Here is a 19,028-nt window from a genome sequence, read left to right as displayed (position 1 = left end):
TCCGTCACCGGCACCCCCGTGCGTGACCGAGAGCGTGCCGAAGGCGATCCGGGTCGTCGCCGAGTCCTCGGCCCAGCACACCTCGACGGCGTCCCCGTCGACGTTCACCCCGCTCACCACCCCGTCCAGCGCGTCCGCTCCCGGCTCCGCGCTCAGCGAGGCGAGCGCGACCAGGACCACCGTGCCCTCGGCGTCCGCTCCCAGCCTGGGCAGCACCGCCCACGGTGTGTAGGCCGTGCCCTGCGGGGCGCGTACCTCGTCCCGCGACTCCCAGCCGTGCAGACCGTGCAGCGCCGACGTCACCGGCGACTCGGCTCCCGTCGCCCAGCCCGTCTGCTCCACCCGGGCCCCGTGCGGGGCGCCGAGCACCCGGTGCACCCGGAGCTCGTACCGGCCGCGGACCACCGTCACGCTCTCCACCCGGAGACCCGGGACCATCGGTGACCCGCCCGCGAACACCGGACGGTGCCAGGACGCCGCCCAGCCCCAGCCGTCGCCGCCCCCGGCGCCCAGTGGGCGGATGGCGCGGCGGCCGCTGCGGGTCCCGCCGACGACCACGGACAGGTGGTTGTCGGCCGTGTTCGCGCGCGCGGTCGGACCGGTGACCGTCGAGTACGCCTGACGGCTGTACAGCGGGTCGTCGGCCACCGCCGACTCGCCCTCGTGCGGCCGGACATGGTCGCTGCCGTGGTTGTGCAGCCGTACGATCCCGTCCGCCCGCGTCGACTGGACGAGCAGCCCCGGGGCGGGCAGCGCGAGCACCCGGTCCGGCCCCTCGCTCGGCGCCGGCTCCTCGGTCGCCGTCCACAGCGGGTGGCCGGCGGGGGCCAGCAGGGAGACGAAGGCCTTGGAAGCCCAGTACGGGGAGGCCGGACCCGAGTAGTGCTGGAGCGTCGCGTCGTGCGGACCGTGCCAGCCCAGGTTCAGCAGGCCGTCGGTGCCCGTCGCACCGCGGTCCAGGAAGTAGCGCAGCGACCCGCTGATCACCCGGCGGGACGCGCCCGGCGTGAGCGGGGTGTCTCCGGTGAGCGCGCCCAGCCCGACCGCCGCACCCGCCGCGAACCGGTAGGTCAGCGACCGCCCGAAGTGGATCGGCGCCCCGTCCCCGCCGAACAGCAGCGCGAAGCTCTCCAGGTGCTCGCGCAGCCGCGCCCCGTAGTGCGCGGAGAGTTCGGCGTCACCGCTGAGGTGGGCGTCGAGCACGGGGTAGAGGTGCAGGGCCCAGCCGTTGTAGTGGTCGAAGGCGCGGCCGTCGCCGTCCGCGTACCAGCCCTGACCGCGGTACCAGCTCTCCATGAGGTCCTGCGCCCGCTCGCGTGCCCGCGCGGTCTCCGCGTCTGCGCGCCCCACCGATTCGAGGAACCCGGCCACCGAGTAGGGGAACAGGTACCAGTTGTTCGGTGCGGGGGTGTGGCGAAGCGCGCCGCGCAGCCACTCCTCCGCGCGGTCCTGCACGGCCGGGTCCAGCCGGTCCCAGAGCCACGGCCGGGTGAGCCGCAGCCCGATGGCGACCGAGGCGGACTCCACCATGGGCTGGCCGAAGACGGTGTGGTCGAGGATCAGCGGCCAGGACTCGGCGTCGTCCCGGCCCGGCGTACGGGTGCCGGCCGCGAGCCCGTCCGCGTACCGGTCGAGCCAGCCGTGCGGGTCCTTGCCGTCCGCGCCGGCGACCCGGAACGCCGCTGCGAGGAACGTGCGTGCGTAGCCCTCCAGACCGTCGGACCGGACCCCGGACGCGGACGGGCGTCCGGGCAGGTCCAGGAGCGCGCTGCCGGGGGTGGCCCACTGCCAGGCGGCCCGCAGCAGACCGTCGGCCGCCGCCTCCCAGTGCGCGCGGGTGTAGCCGGTGTACGGGCTCGCGGCCCGGTCGTCGGCGGGAAGCTCCAGCGGGGAGTTCGGGTGCGGACGGTTCATGCGAGGAAGGCCAGCCTTTCGCGTCGTACGGGATGGGCGAATCCGTCGCCCGCGGCCCAGCGTTCGGCCTCGCCCACCGCCAGGTCGACGAGCCGCTGCCACTCATTACCCTGCGAGCCCGCCAGATGCGGGGTGATCAGGGCGTTCTCGCACTCCCACAGGGGGTGGCCGGGCGGCAGCCTGTCGGGGTCGGTGACGTCGAGCACCGCCCGGATGCGACCGAGCCTCAGGACGTCGACGAGCGCGTCCTGGTCGACGACGGCGCCGCGCGCGGTGTTGAGCAGCACACCGTCCGGGCGCATGGACATGAGCAGCTCCCGGCTGACGAGTCCGCGCGTCGCGGGCAGCAGCGGGGTGTGGACGCTCACCACATCGCTCTGCGCGAACAGTTCACCGAGTCCGACGGGACGGACGCCGAGCTCGGCCGCCTCCGCGCCGGAGACGTACGGATCGTGCAGGAGCACCCGCAGGTCGTAGGGGCGCAGGAGCTCGATGACCCGGCGGCCGATGAGCGAGGCGGACAGGATGCCCACGGTCCGGCCGTAGTTGCCGAGGGCCGGCGAGGTGGTCAGCGAGTCGTCGCGGCCGCGCTCCGAGCGGTAGGAGTGCGCCCGCTCCAGGGCCCGTTTCCCGGAGAGCAGGATCATCGCGACGGTGTACTCCGCGACCGGGAGCGCGTTGGCGGCAGCGGCCGACGACACCTCGATGCCGCGTTCCCAGCAGGCGTCGGTGATGTGCCCGCGGACGCTGCCCGCGGTGTGCACCACCGCCCGCAGCCGGGGCGCTGAGGCGAGCGCCCCCGCGTCGATGGGCGGACAGCCCCAGCCGGTGACCAGGAGTTCCGTGTCCGCGAGCACGGCACGGGCCCGGTCGGTGGTGAAGTCGTCGAGTACGGGCGGTGGCGCGAGGTCGCACACCTGGGAGAGTGCGTCCAGCGACCGGGCGTTCAGCAGCGCTGCCGCGGTGCCCGGCTGCATGGCGAGGGCGGCGCGCGGCCGTCGTCGTCCGTCGGGTGCGAGGGGGATGGTGCCGGTCATTCTTCTCCTGATTCCGGAGGGGTGAGCGGTCCGGCTACTTCACGGCGCCCGCGGTGAGCCCCGACTTCCAGAAGCGCTGGAGCAACGCGAAGGCGAGGATCAACGGCAGGACCGCGAGCAGCGAACCCATGATCACCACGGGGTAGTACTCGGGCGATACGGTGGCGGCGCTGTTCCACGTGTACAGGCCGAGACTGACGGGATAGAGGTCCTGGTCGGAGAGCATGACCATGGGCAGGAAGAAGTTGTTCCAGATCGCGGTGAGCTGGAAGAGGAACACGGTCACGAGACCGGGGCCCAGCATCCGCATGGCGACCCGGAAGTACGTCGTGAGCTCGCCGGCCCCGTCGACCCGGGCCGCTTCCAGTACCTCGTTCGGTACGTAGCCCTGGCTGAAGATCCGGCCGAGGTACACGCCGAACGGGTTGAAGAGCACCGGTATGAAGACCGACCAGAAGGTGTTCACCAGTCCGGTGCCCGACGCCATCAGGTACAGCGGCAGCGCCAGTACGGTCTGCGGCACCATCACCGCCGCGAGCACGAGGCCGAACAGCTTCTCCTTGTGCGCGAAGCGGTACTTGTCGAAGGCGTACCCGCAGGCGATGCTGATCAGCGCCCCGAGCCCGGCGCCGAGTACCGCGTACAGCAGGCTGTTGCCGTACCACCGGGTGTACAGACCGCCGTCCGTCGCGAACAGGTCCTTGAGGTTCTGCGCGAAGGAGAAGTGGTCGAGCGAGAGCACGTCGCTGCCGAACAGTGCGTCCCGGTCCTTGGACGCGGCGAGCACCAGCCACAGCACCGGCAGCAGCGTGTACAGCACCGAGATGCCGACGACCAGGTTGACGACGGAGCGGCCGAGAAGCCGGGGCCGCAGGACTGCGGCGGTGCGGGTGGGAGCGGTCGCGCTCATCGGGCGTCCTCCTCGGCGGCGTCGGAGCGGTTGGTCCAGCGGGTCACGCCGTACGAGAGGGCAATGGTGCACACCAGCAGCACGACCGAGGCCGCCGCCGCGAGACCGTAGTTGTTACGGGTGAACGCGGCGTCGTAGATGTACATGCTGGGTGAGAAGCGCGAGCTGATCATCGGGGTCGACTGGCTCAGCAGCATCGGCTCGGTGAAGAGCTGGAGCGCGAAGATCAGGGTGAACATCGCGACCATCACGACGGAGGAACGCACCAGGGGGGTCTTGATCTGGAGTGCGGTGCGCACGGGGCCGGCGCCGTCGACGACGGATGCCTCGATGACTTCGCGCGGGACCGCCTGCAGGGCGGCGTAGAAGACCACCATGTTGTAGCCGAGGTTGCTCCACAGGGCGATGTTCACGATCGAGGGCACCACCGTGTGCACACCGAGGAAGTCGATCGTGATGTCGGCCTTGCCGAGCAGATCGATCACCGGGCTCAGCCCCGGTGTGTAGAGGTAGAGCCAGATCACGGCGGCGATGATGCCGGGCACGGCGTGCGGCAGGAAGAGTCCTAGCTGCGCCCAGGAACGCAGCCGGACCACGCCGGAGTCCAGCAGCAGCGCCAGTGCCAGCGCGCCGATGACCATCAGCGGGATGTAGATCACGCAGTACAGGACGACGGCGCCGAGACCGCTGAGGAACGTCGGATCCGTCAGTACGGCGGTGTAGCTGCGCAGGCCGACGAAGACCGTGCGTTCCGGGCCGAAGCCGAGCCCCGGCTGGTCGTCGCTGAAGAAGCTGAGCCAGACGGCGGTGGCGACAGGGATGAGGAAGACCGTCACCAGAAGGATGAAGAAGGGGGTCATCAGGGCGCCGGCCGCGCCGAGTTCACGGCGGCGGGCCGACTTTCGGGCGGTGCGCGGGGACGTGGTGGGTGCCGGCGCCGCCGCGGAGACGTTCACGGGGGCGGAAGCCGGCGTGGTGACGGGGGTGGTCATCGAAGGTCACCTGCCTCTCTGCTGCTGGGAAGGGGGACGGATCACGGTCAGCTGCTGTGCTCTGTGGTGGACAGACCCAGCGCCCTGAGGTCGGGCATAGTGCCCCGCTGGGCCGCGCGCACGGATTCGAGCACCGAGCCCTGGCCGCCGCCCACCCGGGCGAAGCCGTCCTGCATGACCTTCTGCGTGGCGGTCATCCGCGGTCCCCAGGTCCAGCCGTCCCGGATCTTGTCCGCCTCCTGCTCGAACAGGGTGTAGATGTCCTGGCCGTTGTAGTAGGCGCGGTCGAAGGCCTTGCGGCCGACGGCGACGAGACCGGGGGCGGCCGGGTACTGGCTGCTGGCGCCGCTGGAGAGCCGGGCCCTCAGCGCGTCGGGATGCGAGACCTGCCACTCGATGAACTCGAGTGCGGCCTCGGGGTGTTCGCTGTCCTTCGTGACCGCGAAGGTCGAGCCGCCGTGGGTGCCGACCGAGGCGTCCCCCGCGTTCCACTGGGGGAGCGGTGCGACGGCCCACTGCCCCTTCTGGCCGGGGCGGGCCTTCATCTGCGCGCCGGCGTCCCAGGCGCCGCTGAGCCGGACAAGGATCTTGCCGGCGCTGAGCAGGGCGTCGTACCCCCTGCTGTCCACGGGGGTCATGGAGACCAGGTCCTGGTCGATCATCCGTTGCCAGTACGCCGCGACGCGCCGGCTCGGTTCGTCGGCCAGCGACACGTTCCAGGCGTCGCCGCGGGTGTCGAACCACTGGGCACCGGCCTGCCAGGCGAACGCGGCGAACTGGAACGCGCCGTCCGTGGCGAAGGCCGACAGCCGGCGGCCGGGCGCCTTGCGGCGCACGGTGCGGGACGCCTCCTCGAACTCGTCCCAGGTCCCCGGGACTTCGATCCCGTACTGCTCGAAGAGGTCGGCGCGGTAGTGCATCACCATCGGCTCGACGTCCAGCGGAAGGCTGAAGACGCGCTTGTCGAAGGTGGTCAGGTCCAGTGCCTGCGGCAGCAGCTTGGACCGCAGCGAGTCGCTCACCAGGTCCGTGAGGTCCCGGGCGACGCCGTCGATGGCGAACCCGGGGAGCTGGGGGTACTCGATCGTCGCGATGTCCGGGCCGTTGCCGGCCCGGGAGGCGTTGCTGAGTTTCGCGTAACCGCCCTGGGGTCCCGAGGGGATCTGCTGGAAGTCGACCTGGACCGTGTCGTGCGTCCGGTTGAACGCGTCGACGACTTCCTGGCTGCCGCGCAGGGCGGACCAGAAGGTGATGCGTGTGGCGTTGCGGCCGGCTGTGCTGCCGGTGGTGGTGGTCCTGCTCGTGCTGTCCGCCCCCGATGTGCCACCGCTGCAAGCGCTCAGTGCGCCCGCCAGCGGTAGTGCGGTCATCGTGGCGAGCACGGATCGACGGCTGTGTCGACCGGGCATGGGCGCCTCCCGCGGCTCCTGAATGAAGACACGGGGAATACTGATCGGCTGATCGGTAGCGGTCAATAGATCGATCAGAAGAAAAATGAAGCGGTCAAACGATCAGTTCGTGGCGGGGCTGACAGGAGTGATCGCCTGCGCCGATCCCCGTACCTTCAACTCGGGCAGTACCTGCGTCCGGCGCACCGGGCCGAGCGCCCCGGTCGCCCCGGAGAGCCGGTGGAGCAGGAGTTCGGCGGCCGCCCTGCCGATCTCCGCCCTCGGCGGCGCCACAGCGGTCAGCGGGGTGCTGCCCAGCGCCGCGACCACATCGTCGTACGCCACCACCGAGCAGTCCCGGGGGACCTGCACGCCGCTCCCGGCCAGGCGTTGCACCAGCATCAGCGCGTCCACGTCGCCATGGAGCACCGCGGCCGTCGCCCCGCGCTCGCGCAGCAGCTCCGCCAGATCGAGATCGGGCACGTGGTCCCTGCTCCCGGACGGGGCACCGGGCAACGGGCCCGCTCCGGACGGGCCGGGCCCGGGCACCGCGTCCGGCGAACTCAGCACCACCGTCCAGTCGTCGACGCCGGGGTGGGCGGCCGCGATCTCGGCGAACGCGGCGCGTACGGTGCGTGCCGTCGGGCTGTCGTCCCGGGCGGCCAGCACGATCCGGCGGTGGCCCAGCGACACCAGGTGCTCCACGGCGAGATGCGTCCCGTACCAGTGGTCGGAACAGACGGAGTCCAGGGCGTGCAGGGTGCTGCCCGGCCGGGGCCGCCGCTCCATCAGCACGGTCGGCACGCCCGTGTCCGCCAGCCAGCCGTAGTCCAGCTCCTCGGAGCGCACGCTGCGCCACCGCGGGGCGATCAGCAGTCCGCGCGCCCCGTCCGCCAGCGCCCGCTCCACCAGCGGCCGTTCGGCGTCGGCCGACTGCGGCGCGAGGTACAGCGCGATGCGGATCCCGGCCTCCTCCAGCACCGTCCGGGCGCCGTGCAGCGTCTCGTACAGGTACGAATGCCGCTCCGGTACGACCAGGGCGACCGCACCCCCGTCGCCGGCGGGATCGACGCCCCGTGGCGCGGGTACCGCCGGCGGCTCCGCCGGATCACGCACCGGCCGGGCCACGCCGTGTCCGCGCCGCAGCCGCCCCGCCCGCGCCAGCTCCTCCACGTCCCGTCGCACCGTGACCACGGAGACGGCCAGTTCGTCCGCGAGCGCGCTGACCTTGACCGCACCGCGCGACTCCACCACCGCCAGGATTCGCTGACGCCTGAGTTCAACCGGCTCCCGCATGATGCTGGCCCCCTGTGCGTTGTGCGTTTGAGCGCTTTGCGTGAGCGCTTGGAGCGCAGCATAGCCATGCGGCAGCGAGGGCTCGTTCAAGGTCGAACATCAGGGGGATTACGATCTGTCCCTGGCATGGACACACTCACGCTCTGGCAACTGGCGGCACTGGCCGCGGCAACCGCACTCGTCGGCTTCTCGAAGACGGCCGTCAGCGGTGCCAACACGATCAGTCTCGCGGTCTTCGCGGCGGTCCTGCCCGCCCGTGAGTCGACCGGAGTGCTGCTCCCGATCCTCATCGCAGGCGATGTGCTCGCCGTGCTCACCTACCGGCGCCATGCGCACTGGCCGACGCTGCTGCGGCTCTTCCCCGCCGTCGCCGTGGGCGTGGTGGCGGGCGCGCTGTTCATGATGTGGGCCGGTGACGCCGCCGTACGGACCTCCATCGGCGCGATCCTGATCTTCATGGCGGGCGTCACGGTCTGGCGGCGCCGCACCGCGAACGCGGCGGAGCCGGCCGCCGAGGCAGGTGCTCCCACGCCCGCCGAGCGGCTCAAGGCGCGTTCGTACGGGGTGCTCGGCGGCTTCACCACCATGGTCGCCAACGCGGGCGGCCCGGTCATGTCGCTCTACCTGCTCTCCGCGGGGTTCCGCAAGCTCGGCTTCCTCGGCACGTCCGCGTGGTTCTTCCTCATCGTCAACACGTCCAAGGTGCCGTTCAGCGTGGGCCTCGGACTGATCGACGCGCGGTCGCTGCTGCTGGACGCCTGCCTGCTGCTGTTCGTCCTCCCGGGCGCCTGGATCGGCCGGAAGTGCGTGGACCGCATCAACCAGCGGCTCTTCGAACGCCTGGTCATCGCCGCCACCGTGCTGGGCGGTCTCCAGCTCCTGCTGAACCCGTAGCGGTGCCCTCGGCTCATGCTCAACCCGTAGCGAGGTTTTCGGCTTCTGCTGAGCCCGTAGCGAGGCCCTCCCGGATCGCGGTGATCCGGAAGGGCCGGCGGGCGGGAGGGACACCGTCCGTCAGACGATGCCCTCCTCGATCTCCGCCTGCTCGCGCGCGTTTCCGTACGCCGACGGCGTGCCGTACGAACCACGGGCGACGAACCACCACACGGTGGCCAGGACCAGCACGGCGACCAGGGCGACCGACGCGTAGTTCATCGAGTCGATCGTCACCGGAGACCTCTGCGGCAGCAGGAACAGCACGGTCACGATGACGACCCACACCACGGCGATCCAGCCGACCGCCTTCGACCAGCGGCCCAGGTGCCACGGCCCGCGCTCGAAGCGGTCTCCCGCACGCAGCTTCAGGTAGATCGGGATGGCGTAGGCGGGCGTGATGCCGATGACGTTGATGGCGGTCACGGCCCCGTACGCGGTCGCCGAGTACAGCGACGGAAGGGCGAGCACTCCGGCGACGACGACCGACAGCCACACCGCGTTGACCGGTGTCTGCGTGCGCGCGCTCACCTTGCGCCACACCGAGGATCCCGGCAGTGCGTTGTCCCGGCTGAAGGCGAAGACCATCCGGCTGGTGGCGGCGACCTCGGCATTGCCGCAGAACAGCTGCGCGGCGATCACGATCAGCAGCATCGCCGTGGCGCCCGAGGTCCCCAGCGCGTCGATCAGGATCTGGGCCGGCGGTACCCCGGTCGCGCTCTCCTGGGTGCCCGCGTAGTCCTGGATCGCGAACGTCAGCCCCGCGAGCAGCACGAAACCGGCCAGCCACGAGACCCAGATCGAACGGACGATGCCGCGCGGGGCCGAGACCGAGGCGTCCGAGGTCTCCTCCGACAGGTGGGCGGAGGCGTCGTAGCCGCAGAACGTGTACTGCGCGAGCAGCAGACCGATCGCCGCCACGTAGAGCGGGTTCTCCCAGCCGGTGTCGTTGACGAACTCGGTGAAGACGAACGACGGCGACTGGTGGTGGTCGGGCACGATCGCCAGCACGGACACGATCACCGCGACACCGGCCAGGTGCCACCAGACACTGATCGAGTTGAGCACGCTGACGAGACGGACACCGAAGAGGTTCAGCACGGCGTGCAGCAGCAGGATGCAGACGAATATGATCATCGTCTTGCCGGGCGTGGGGGTGAACCCCCACTGCAGGTTCATCAGCGCACCGGTGAACAGCGCGGCGCCGTAGTCGATGCCGGCGATCGCGCCGAGCAGCCCGAGCAGGTTAAGCCAGCCCGTGTACCAGCCCCATTTGCGGCCGCCGAGCCGGTCCGCCATGTAGTACAGGGCACCGGACGTCGGGTAGGCGCTGGTGACCTCGGCGAGCGCCATGCCGACGCAGAGCACGAACAGGCCGACCCCGGCCCAGCCCCACAGCATCACCGACGGCCCGCCCGTGGACATGCCGAAGCCGTACAGGGTCATGCAGCCGGAGAGGATCGAGATGACGGAGAAGCTGATGGCGAAGTTGCCGAAGCCGCCCATACGGCGGGCCAGCACGGGCTGGTAGCCGAGTTCGCGCAGCCGCTGCTCCTCGTCCTTGGGCGGGGCGGCGCCGGCGCCTTTCCGGTTCGAGGTGGATAGGGACATGGGGAGACCTCCGTGAGCGGAATAAAGGGGTAAACGGGACACAGGGCAGGGAGGGGAGCGGTTCACGCTCAGCCGTGCGGCCCCCGGCCGGGATCGCGGGCAGCGGCCAGCGCTCGGCTGCGGGCCCGCAGGAAGACCTCCTCGGCACCGCCGGGGTCCTTGGGCGTGCGGGTGCGGTACGCCCACGGCAGCGAGGTGAAGTACGGGCCGAGTTCCTGGAACACGGGAGCCGCGTCGGCGAACTGGAGCGCCCCCCACAGCGCGTGGGCCAGATGGTTGAGATCGAGCAGGGTGTGCGCGGTCCGCGGGGTGCGGTGGAACCAGATCTCCAGGGCGCGCAGGGCCTCACGCTCCGCGTCCTCGGTGACCCAGTGCAGGTCGAGCGCCTTCTCGTGGCCGTGTTCACGGCGGTAGCGCTCCACCCGCACGTACAGCGGCAGCACATGGAGCGCCGATCCGTCGGGTGCCGAGGACGCCGCCCACTGGACGAAGTTGACCGCCTCGGAGAGAGAGCCGCCGGCCCGGCGCGCATAGACGAACTGCAGCATGCGGTGGTAGGCCTCGCGGTTGTACGGATCGCGCTTGTCCGCCTCCGCCAGCAGGCCCCACGGCCCGGGGAAGAGCATGGGCCCAGGGGGGTGCAGCCTGTGCTCCTCCAGCCGCTGACGTTGGTCCAGTTGGGAGAGGGCCAGCAGGCACACCCAGGGCACTGGGTCGGCGGGCGAGGCGTGGGCGGCCGAGCGGCACGCCTCCCAGGCCTCCTGCCACAGTTCCTGCCCGCTGGGATGGTCCGAACGGCGGGCGCGGACCGCCCGCTCCACGGACACCCGGGCGTGCATCACGGTGGCCGCGACACTGCGGGGTTCCTCGGTCAGCCAGGCCTGTACCGCGTCCGATCCCGCGGCGACCGCACCGAGCACCTGGGTCCGCTGGGTCCACAGGGTCCAGTCAGGGGTGCTCTCCAGCAGGTCGCGCATGGAGAGCCAGCGCCCGGTGCGTAAGTCCTGTAACGCGGTGCGCAGTTCGTTGTCGTGGCCGGCCGGATGGTAGACCGGCCGGAAGTCACTTTTGGCCATGGACGTGCTCGGCGCATGGTGTCGGTCTCATCGATCCTCGCGGGACGTGGGGGGTGAAGCAGCAGTTGAAAAATGAACTGCTGTAAAGCGTCCGGTTGTTGCTCGGCGGTGAGTGTAGAGCCCTGCGCGCCTATCTCCCGAACGAATGGTGGATCTTCCTCAAGTCACGTGTGCAAACAGGAGGTTGAGTTCCGGTGCCGGGTTCCGGGCGCACGCCTTGCGGGCGCTTGACGTAGCCGCCGGGCTGCACCACCCTGAGGTTCCGCGCCCGAAGATCACGATTCCGTTCAAGCCCCGTGCTTGCGTACCGCTGGAGACCCGATGACAGGCCCGGTACTCGCCGTGGACCAGGGAACCTCCGGGACGAAGGCCTTGGTGATCTGTCCCGAGCGGGGCGTGATCGGTTCCGGTTCCGCTCCGGTGCGTCCGCGCTACGGGCCCGGGGGAGCGGTCGAGGCGGACCCCGCCGAGCTCCTCGGCTCGGTCCTCGACGCCGGGGCGCAGGCCCTGGCCGCCGCCGCCGAACCCGTGGTCGCCGTCGGCCTCGCGAACCAGGGCGAGACCGTGCTCGCCTGGGACCCGGACACCGGGAAGCCGCTCACCGACGCGATCGTCTGGCAGGACCGCCGGGCCGAACGGATCTGCGGTGAACTCGCCCCACGGGAAGAAGAGTTGAAGCGTCTCACCGGGCTGCCGCTGGACCCGTACTTCGCCGCGCCCAAGATGGCCTGGATCCGCCGCGAGCTGACCAGGGAGGGCGTCGTCACCACCAGCGACTCCTGGCTGGTCCACCGGCTCACCGGTGCGTTCGTGACGGACGCGGCCACGGCCGGCCGCACCCAGCTGCTCGACCTCGACGACGTCGGCTGGTCGCCCGCCGCCCTGGACGTCTTCGGGCTGGGCGATGAACGGCTGCCGGCCGTGGTCGACGCCGCCGGCATGTTCGGCACCACCACCGCGTTCGGCGGCGAACTCCCGCTCACCGGCCTCCTCGTCGACCAGCAGGCCGCGCTCCTGGCCCAGGGCGCCCTGGAGCCGGGAACCGCCAAGTGCACCTACGGCACCGGTGCGTTCCTCCTCGCCCAGACCGGCGCCGTACCGCGCCGGGGCTCCTCCGGCCTCGTGAGCTGTGTGGCCTGGCGGCTCGGTGGACGTACCAGCTACTGCCTGGACGGACAGGTCTACACAGCAGCCTCCGCGGTCCGCTGGCTGACCGATCTCAACATCATCTCCGGCGCCGCCGACCTCGACCCCGTCGGCGGCGGCGTCCCCGACTCCGGCGGCGTCACCTTCGTACCGGCGCTCGCCGGACTCGCCGCACCCTGGTGGCGCGGCGACCTGCGCGGCTCGGTGACCGGCCTGAGCCTCGACACGACCGCCGGCCATCTGGTGCGGGCGCTCTGCGAAGGCATCGCCGCGCAGGTCGTCGAGCTCGCCGACGCGGTGGCGGCCGACCTCGGCTCGCCGCTGACCGCCCTCCGCGTCGACGGCGGCCTCACCCGCTCCGCACTCCTCATGCAGACCCAGGCCGACCTGCTGCAACGGCCTGTCGAGGTCTCCGCGCTGCCCGACGTGACCGCACTCGGCGCCGGCGCCGTGGCCCGGCTGGGCATCGACCCCGCGCTCTCCCTCGCCGAGGCCGTTCCCGCCTGGCAGCCGGCCGCGGTGTACGAACCACGGATCGGTGCCGCGGAGGCGGCCGAGCGCCTCGCCGGATTCCGCGCGGCCGTCGGGACCCTCCTGGAACGGTCATGAGCCCCGCCGGAGCGGCCCGATGACGCACACCGTCACGACCGCCGGCGATCCGCTGCCCACGCCGCCCGGCGGAGCGCCGTACGACGTCACCGTCATCGGAGCGGGCGTGGTCGGCACCGCCATCGCCCGCGAACTGGCCCGCTACCCCCTGCGCACCGCCCTCGTCGAAGCCTCGGACGACATCGCCGACGGCACGTCCAAGGCCAACACCGCGATCCTGCACACCGGTTTCGACGCCGTCCCCGGCTCACTGGAGGCCCGTCTCGTACGCGAAGGCCGGCGAAGGCTCTCCGCGTACGCCGCACGGACCGGTATCCCCGTCGAACGCGTCGGCGCCCTCCTCGTCGCCTGGGACGCGGAACAACTCGCCGCGCTGCCCGCCCTGCTGGCCAAGGCCGAAGCCAACGACTACCACGCGGCCCGGCTGCTGAACGCCGACGAGGTCGCCGAACGGGAACCCCACCTCGGCCCGGGAGCACTCGGCGGGCTGGAGGTCCCCGACGAGTCCGTCATCTGCCCCTGGACCACCCCCCTGGCCTTCGCCACCGAAGCTGTCCGTGCCGGTGTCCACCTGCACCTGGACTGCCCCGTCCTCGACATCGGAACCGGGGACGCCGTCCACACCCTCACCACCGGCCGCGGGCCGCTGCGCACCCGCTACCTGATCAACGCCGCCGGACTGCACGCCGACGAGATCGACCGCCTGCTCGGCCACGACGTCTTCACCGTCACCCCGCGCCGCGGCCAGCTGATCGTGTTCGACAAGCTCGCCCGCGGCCTCGTCCGCCACATCCTGCTCCCCGTGCCCACCGCCGCGGGCAAGGGCGTCCTGGTGGCACCGACGGTCTTCGGCAACGTCCTCCTCGGCCCCACCGCCGAGGAACTCGACGACAAGACCGCCACCGGGTCGACACAGGACGGCATCGCCCAGCTGAGGGAGAAAGGCCGCCGGATCCTGCCCCGGCTGCTCGACGAGGAGGTCACCGCCGTCTACGCGGGACTGCGGGCGGCCACCGGCCAGGAGGACTACCGGATCCAGGAGTACCCCGGCCTCCGCTACATCGCCGTCGGCGGCATCCGCTCCACCGGGCTGACCGCGTCCATGGCCATCGCCGCCCACGTCACCACCCTCCTGGCCCGCACCGGACTCGACCCGGGAGAGCCCGCCGAACCGGCCCCCCTCACGATGCCCGGCCTTGGCGAGGCAGGCCGGCGCCCGTACCTGGACGCGGAACTCATCGGCCGCGACCCCGCGTACGGCACCGTGGTCTGCCACTGCGAACGCGTCACCGCGGGCGAGCTCCGCGACGCACTGGCCTCCACACTCCCGCCGCGCTCCGTGGCGGGACTGGCCCGCAGGACCAGGGCCGGCAACGGACGCTGCCAGGGCTTCCACTGCGGAGCCGGGCTCCGCGCGCTGATCGAGGGGACCCGGCCATGACCCGGCGCGAACGGACCGTCGACGTGCTGGTCGTCGGAGCGGGGCCCGCCGGACTGGGCGCCGCCGCCGGACTCGCCGCATCCGGCGTACGACACGTCGAGGTCCTCGAACGCGAGCAGACCGCCGGCGGCATCCCGCGCCACTGCCACCACGCCGGATTCGGCAGCAGCCGTCCGAGCGGCGCGAGCGGCGTGATCGTCGGCACGCGCGCCGTGATCGTCGGCGACGAACCGGTCAGCATCGCCGCGGCCGCCACCCTGCGCACCGCCGGGGTCGAGGTCGTCGCCCGGGTCACCGAGCGCCCGCCGGCCCTCCCCGCGTCCCTCGCACCGCGCCACGCGGCCCCGCTCCTCACCCGGACCACCGTCACCGCCCTGACGGGCCGGGGCCGGCTCGCCGGGGTCACGGTGCGCCACCGGGACGGCCGTACGACGACCCTGCCGTGCGACACCGTGGTCTTCACCGGCGACTGGATCCCCGACCACGAACTGGCGCGGCGCGGCGACGTGCCCCTGGACCCCGGGACCCGCGGCCCGGCGTACGACGCCGCGTACCGCACCCACGCCCCCGGGGTCTTCGCCGCCGGCAATCTGCTCCACGCGGTGGAGAGCGCCGGCACCGCCGCGGCGGAGGGCCGGGCCCTCGCCGCCCCCGTACGGCGNCCGGACGGGGCGCAGAAGTCGCCGACGGTAGAGCTCCCGCCCGTCCTGACGGACCACGAGCTCGTGGTCCGTCAGGACGGGCGGGAGCTCTACCGTCGGCGACTTCTGCGCCCCGTCCGGCCGGGACGCCCGTTCCACCTGCCCGCCGACTGGCTCGGCCGGGCCGATCCGCACGGTGGCACGGTCTGCGTCTCGGCCGGCTGAGCGGTCCGGCAGCGGCCCGGCCGGGTTCTCAGGGGATCAGCAGCCAGTCCGAGCCGATCGCCGCCACCAGACCGAGGCCCAGCAGCCAGCTGCCGAGCCGGGTCCGGCCGTTCCTGCTGAGCTCGATCACGACCCCGCACAGGATCAGCGCGAGCCCGTACACCCCGACGACCAGGACCGAGGACCGGCTCGCGATCCGCAGCCCGAGTACGACGGCCATCGCCGCCATCCCGACCGAGGAGAGGACGATCCGCAGCTGTCTCGCCTGCCGCGGCGTCAGTCTCCGGTCCTCGGCGGCGCCGGTCTCGCCGGGTTCGGTTATCGGTGCGTCCACGGCCTGGTCCTGGTCCTGGTCAGAAGTGCTCATGACGCCGGATGGTAATGGTTTCGCACGGCACTGTTCACCGCTCTCGGTCAAGGGCAGGGAAAGCAGGCCGAGTTCGGCGACGCGAGGACCCCGCGAGCCCGGCATGATCCGAACCGGAGGCCCAGGGCCGTCAGCCGTCCGCCCGCAGCCGCGGTGCCTCCGCGGCCGCGTCGACGACCGGCGCGCCCGCCACCTCCACCCGCCCCGCGAGTGCCGTGGCCCAGCCGGTGAGCGCCCCGATGGCGATCCCGTGCACCGCGGCGGCAGAGGTGCCGGCTACGGCGTTCCCGCCGGACGCGGCGAACTCCGTCAGGGCCGCCGCCCCGCGCCGCAGCAGCCGCGCCCCGCCCGTCGCGTTCCCCCGGGCCGCGTGCGTCAGCCCGACGGCCAGCTGGGCCAGCCCGCGCCACAACTCCCGCTCCGCTTCGGGGCCCGACTTCCACGCGTCCTCGAAGACCTCGTGCGCATGGAACGGCATGCCCGCGTCCAGCAGCCGCTGCGCCTCCCGTACGGTCTCCGCCGGGGTGCGGACCACTCCCTCGGGCTGCCGCTCGACCCCCACCGTGCCGTACGGCAGCGGGCGCCCCAGCCCGTCGCGGGGGCGCGCATTGTGCGCCCGGCCCTCGATGTCACGGTCCCTGCGAGTCTCGTCCACCCCTCGATTGTGCCTCGCACCTGCGACGAACTGCCCGAACCACTGTCGGTGGGCCCCCGCGCACGACTACTCTCGACTGTCACCGAAACCACTTTGGGGGAGGGTAGGCATGAAGCCGTCCCGGCCACTGTACGAGCGCGAACCTGAAATCGCCGCTGCCGCAGACGCCGTTGACGCACTGTGCGGCGCGCAGGCGACCGGCGGGCTGCTGGTCTTCAGCGGCGAAGCAGGCATCGGCAAGACCGCGCTGCTGGCCGAGATCCGGGCCATGGCAGCCGACCGTTGCACGGTCTGGTCGGCCCGCGGCGGCGAGACGGTCACCTCGGTGCCGTTCCACGTCGTACGCCAACTGCTGCAGCCCGCACTGGACCAGTTCCCCGCCGACGACGTGCGGGCACTGTTCGGGTCCTGGTACGAGATCGCCGCACCCGCCCTCGGCCTCTCCGAGCCGACCGGTCCGCAGCCCGACCCGCAGGGTGTGCGCGACGGCCTCGACTGGGTCGTCTCCCGCCTCGCGACCCGGCTGAGCCACCGCCCGCTGCTGCTCATCATCGACGACGCGCACTGGGCGGACGGCGAATCCCTCGCCTGGCTCGCCTCGTTCACCGCCCGGCTCGGCGAAGTGAAGGTCCTCGTCGTCCAGGCACACCGCCCCGAGGAGCTCGCGGCCCGCGAGGCCGAGCGCACCGCCGCCGGCAGTCACCCGGCGCAGGTCCGGGTCGCCCTGCGCGCGCTCACCCCCGACGCCACCGCCGAACTGGTCCGGGCCGCCCTCGGGGACCACGCGGACGACCCGTTCTGCCGCGAGGTATGGGCCGTCACGGGCGGCAACCCCTACGAGGCGGTCGAACTCGTCGCCAAGGTCCAGGACCGCGAGCTGCCCCCGCTGGAGGAGTCCGCCGGACTGCTGCGCGAACTCGGCGCATCCGCCCGGGGCAGCGGCCTCGTCGCCCGGCTCGAACGGCTCGGCACCAACGCCAACCGGTTCGCCTGGGCTGCCGCAGTCCTCGGTACGGACATCTCCCAGGACCTCGCCGCCACCCTGGCCGGAATGAGTCCCGCGGAAGCGGCGGACTGCACGGCGCGGCTCCGCGAGGCCCGGATCGTCAGCGGCTTCGACCCGCTGGAGTTCGTGCACCCTCTGATCGCCACCGCCGTGTACCGCTCCATCCCGCCGGCCACCCGCACCGCCATGCACGGCAGGGCCGCCTGGGCGATCACCAGGGCCGGACTCGGCCCGGCAGCCGCCTCCCGGCACCTGCTCGAAGTCCACCCCGACGACGACCAGGAGCTGGTCGAACAGCTGCGGGCGGCGGCCAACCAGCACCTGGCGGTCGGCGCCCCCGAGGCCGCCCGCCGCTGCCTGGAGCGAGCCCTCCAGGAACCTCCGCGCCACGACGTGCGCGCCACCCTGCTCTACGAACTGGGCTGCGCCACACTCCTGAGCTCGCCGCCCACCACGGTGCAGCATCTGCGGGCCGCCCTCGACATGCCGGGTCTCGCCGACGATCTGAGGGTCGACGCCACGTTCCGGCTCGCTGCCGCGCTGTCGCACAACAACCAGCTGAAGGAAGCGGCGCTCGCCCTGGCCGCAGAGGCCGAACGCACGGCGCCCGGAACGGGCCTGATGCGTCTGCAGGCCGCCCACTTCCTCTGGGAGGGCATGCAGGCCACCGAGCAGGACGGCCACAGCCGCTCCCGCCGGCTCGCTTCCAACGCCGACCACCTCACCGGCCGGGACAACGCCGAACGGGCGCTGCTCACGCTGCGCGCCTTCGACGCGATGCTGCGCGGCGAGAACGCCCAGCTGATCGTCGACCTCTGCGAACGCGCCCTGGTCAACGGCCACCCCGCCCGCGGCCTCGGCTGGACCGACACCGAATGGGGCTTCGAACTTCCGACCCTGCTCGGCATCACCTACGCCTTCACCGACCAGCTCGACCGGGCCGAGGAACTCTTCGGCGAGGCCGTGCGCGCCTTCGAGATCTCCGGCTGGAGCGGCGCCCACCTGGCCTTCGCCCACACCCTGCTGGGCCTGGTCCACCGACGCCGCGGCCGTCTGGCCGAGGCCGAGGGCTTCCTGCGCGAGGGGCTCCGGCTCGCCGACCGTGTGGGCAGCGGGCTGCCCGTCCACTGGGACGCCGCCTGCCTGCTCATCGACACGCTGCTGGCCCGTGGCCGGATCACCGAGGCCCGCAAGATCGCCGACCAGTACGATTTCGGGCTGCCCTACCCCAGCGCCATGGTGCTGCCCGACGCCCCGTGCGTCCGCGGCCGCCTGCTCCTCGCCGAAGGCCGTACGAAGGAGGCCGTCACGGAGCTGGAGGCCGCCGGCCACGCCCTCGAACCCCGCGGCCGGTTCAACGGCATCTGGGGCCCGTGGGCCGGCGACCTGGCCCGGGCCTTGGTCGACGACGACCCGGGCCGCGCCGCCCAGCTCGCCAACTCCGCCCGGGTGCACGCCGAGCGGTTCGGCACGGACACGGCGATCGGCGAGGCGCTGCGCTGTGTCGCCCTCTTCGCCCGCCCGGACGAGGCCGCCCACCTCCTGGGCGAGGCGGTCCGCCACCTCGAGGCGTCACCGTCCGGCTACGAGTTCGCGCTGGCCCTGTTCGACCACGGCGTCGCCACCGGCTCCCGGCGCGACCTCGCCCGGGCACACAAGCTGGCCACGGCCTGCGGCGCAGAGGGACTGGCAGCCCGCGCTCAGCAGGCACGGGCGTCGATCCGGTCCACGGAGTGAGGTAATGTTTGTCCTGCGCAGCCGCCCGGCAGGACCGGGGGACT

General features: G+C 72.3%; 15 protein-coding genes. 5 read left to right on the top strand and 10 right to left on the bottom strand.

The genetic code is table 11. The features are described from left to right. The 6 genes from JGS39_RS09630 to JGS39_RS09605 all read right to left on the bottom strand — a co-directional run. The coding region (locus JGS39_RS09630; RefSeq protein WP_219568340.1) for a DUF2264 domain-containing protein at positions 1-1,914 on the bottom strand (1,914 nt) is incomplete at its 3' end. Further along, positions 1,911-2,951: a hydroxyacid dehydrogenase gene (locus JGS39_RS09625; protein ID WP_219568339.1), complete on the bottom strand. Its 1,041-nt coding sequence runs from the start codon at positions 2,949-2,951 to the stop codon at positions 1,911-1,913. The genes JGS39_RS09625 and JGS39_RS09630, both read right to left, overlap by 4 nt. A gap of 34 nt (positions 2,952-2,985) precedes the next feature. After that, on the bottom strand, positions 2,986-3,861 hold the full coding sequence (locus JGS39_RS09620) for a carbohydrate ABC transporter permease (protein ID WP_219568338.1): 876 nt from the start codon (positions 3,859-3,861) through the stop codon (positions 2,986-2,988). After that, a complete protein-coding gene (locus tag JGS39_RS09615) occupies positions 3,858-4,853 on the bottom strand; it encodes a carbohydrate ABC transporter permease (RefSeq protein ID WP_219568337.1) in 996 nt (331 codons plus the stop codon). The genes JGS39_RS09620 and JGS39_RS09615 overlap by 4 nt, the downstream gene beginning before the upstream one ends. Before the next feature lie 47 nt (positions 4,854-4,900). Further along, the gene (locus JGS39_RS09610) at positions 4,901-6,262 is read right to left on the bottom strand and encodes an ABC transporter substrate-binding protein (protein WP_219568336.1); all 1,362 of its coding nucleotides are present in this window, start codon (positions 6,260-6,262) and stop codon (positions 4,901-4,903) included. A gap of 102 nt (positions 6,263-6,364) precedes the next feature. After that, the gene (locus JGS39_RS09605; protein WP_219568335.1) at positions 6,365-7,537 is read right to left on the bottom strand and encodes a substrate-binding domain-containing protein; all 1,173 of its coding nucleotides are present in this window, start codon (positions 7,535-7,537) and stop codon (positions 6,365-6,367) included. Between the two features lie 126 nt (positions 7,538-7,663). Here JGS39_RS09605 and JGS39_RS09600 point away from each other — a divergent pair, with 126 nt between their 5' ends. Further along, positions 7,664-8,431 (top strand): sulfite exporter TauE/SafE family protein, encoded by a 768-nt coding sequence (locus JGS39_RS09600; RefSeq protein ID WP_219568334.1) that lies wholly within the window; start codon positions 7,664-7,666, stop codon positions 8,429-8,431. Positions 8,432-8,551: 120 nt separating this feature from the next. Here JGS39_RS09600 and JGS39_RS09595 read toward each other — a convergent pair whose 3' ends face one another. Continuing rightward, the gene (locus JGS39_RS09595) at positions 8,552-10,081 is read right to left on the bottom strand and encodes an amino acid permease (protein WP_219568333.1); all 1,530 of its coding nucleotides are present in this window, start codon (positions 10,079-10,081) and stop codon (positions 8,552-8,554) included. A 68-nt stretch (positions 10,082-10,149) separates the two neighbouring features. After that, positions 10,150-11,157 carry a hypothetical protein gene (locus JGS39_RS09590; protein ID WP_219568332.1) on the bottom strand — a complete coding sequence of 336 codons (1,008 nt, stop codon included), beginning with the start codon at positions 11,155-11,157 and terminating at the stop codon, positions 10,150-10,152. A gap of 321 nt (positions 11,158-11,478) precedes the next feature. Between JGS39_RS09590 and JGS39_RS09585 the strand changes: the two genes are divergently transcribed. From JGS39_RS09585 to JGS39_RS09575, 3 genes are read left to right on the top strand one after another with little or no spacing between them, the layout of a single operon-like run. Continuing rightward, complete coding sequence (locus JGS39_RS09585; RefSeq protein ID WP_219568331.1) at positions 11,479-12,912, top strand: FGGY family carbohydrate kinase; 1,434 nt, start codon at positions 11,479-11,481, stop codon at positions 12,910-12,912. A 19-nt stretch (positions 12,913-12,931) separates the two neighbouring features. After that, positions 12,932-14,353, top strand: a complete 1,422-nt coding sequence (locus JGS39_RS09580) for an NAD(P)/FAD-dependent oxidoreductase (protein WP_219568330.1) — start codon at positions 12,932-12,934, stop codon at positions 14,351-14,353. Beyond that, positions 14,350-15,219 (top strand): FAD-dependent oxidoreductase, encoded by an 870-nt coding sequence (locus tag JGS39_RS09575; RefSeq protein WP_219568329.1) that lies wholly within the window; start codon positions 14,350-14,352, stop codon positions 15,217-15,219. The genes JGS39_RS09580 and JGS39_RS09575 overlap by 4 nt, the downstream gene beginning before the upstream one ends. 28 nt (positions 15,220-15,247) lie before the next feature. Here the strand turns inward: JGS39_RS09575 and JGS39_RS09570 are convergent, their stop codons facing one another. Together JGS39_RS09570 and JGS39_RS09565 are read right to left on the bottom strand one after the other, a co-directional pair. Further along, entirely contained in the window at positions 15,248-15,586 is a 339-nt protein-coding gene (locus tag JGS39_RS09570; protein WP_219568328.1) for a hypothetical protein, read from the bottom strand. 130 nt (positions 15,587-15,716) lie between these two features. After that, entirely contained in the window at positions 15,717-16,241 is a 525-nt protein-coding gene (locus JGS39_RS09565) for a DUF309 domain-containing protein (RefSeq protein ID WP_219568327.1), read from the bottom strand. A 109-nt stretch (positions 16,242-16,350) separates the two neighbouring features. Here JGS39_RS09565 and JGS39_RS09560 point away from each other — a divergent pair, with 109 nt between their 5' ends. After that, entirely contained in the window at positions 16,351-18,984 is a 2,634-nt protein-coding gene (locus JGS39_RS09560) for an ATP-binding protein (protein WP_219568326.1), read from the top strand. Positions 18,985-19,028: the final 44 nt, after the last annotated feature.

This window comes from Streptomyces poriferorum (genome assembly GCF_019399235.1).
GTDB classification, from domain to species: domain Bacteria; phylum Actinomycetota; class Actinomycetes; order Streptomycetales; family Streptomycetaceae; genus Streptomyces; species Streptomyces poriferorum.
Note: the sequence above shows the minus strand (reverse complement) of the source record. Positions and strands in the feature narration are given on the sequence as shown.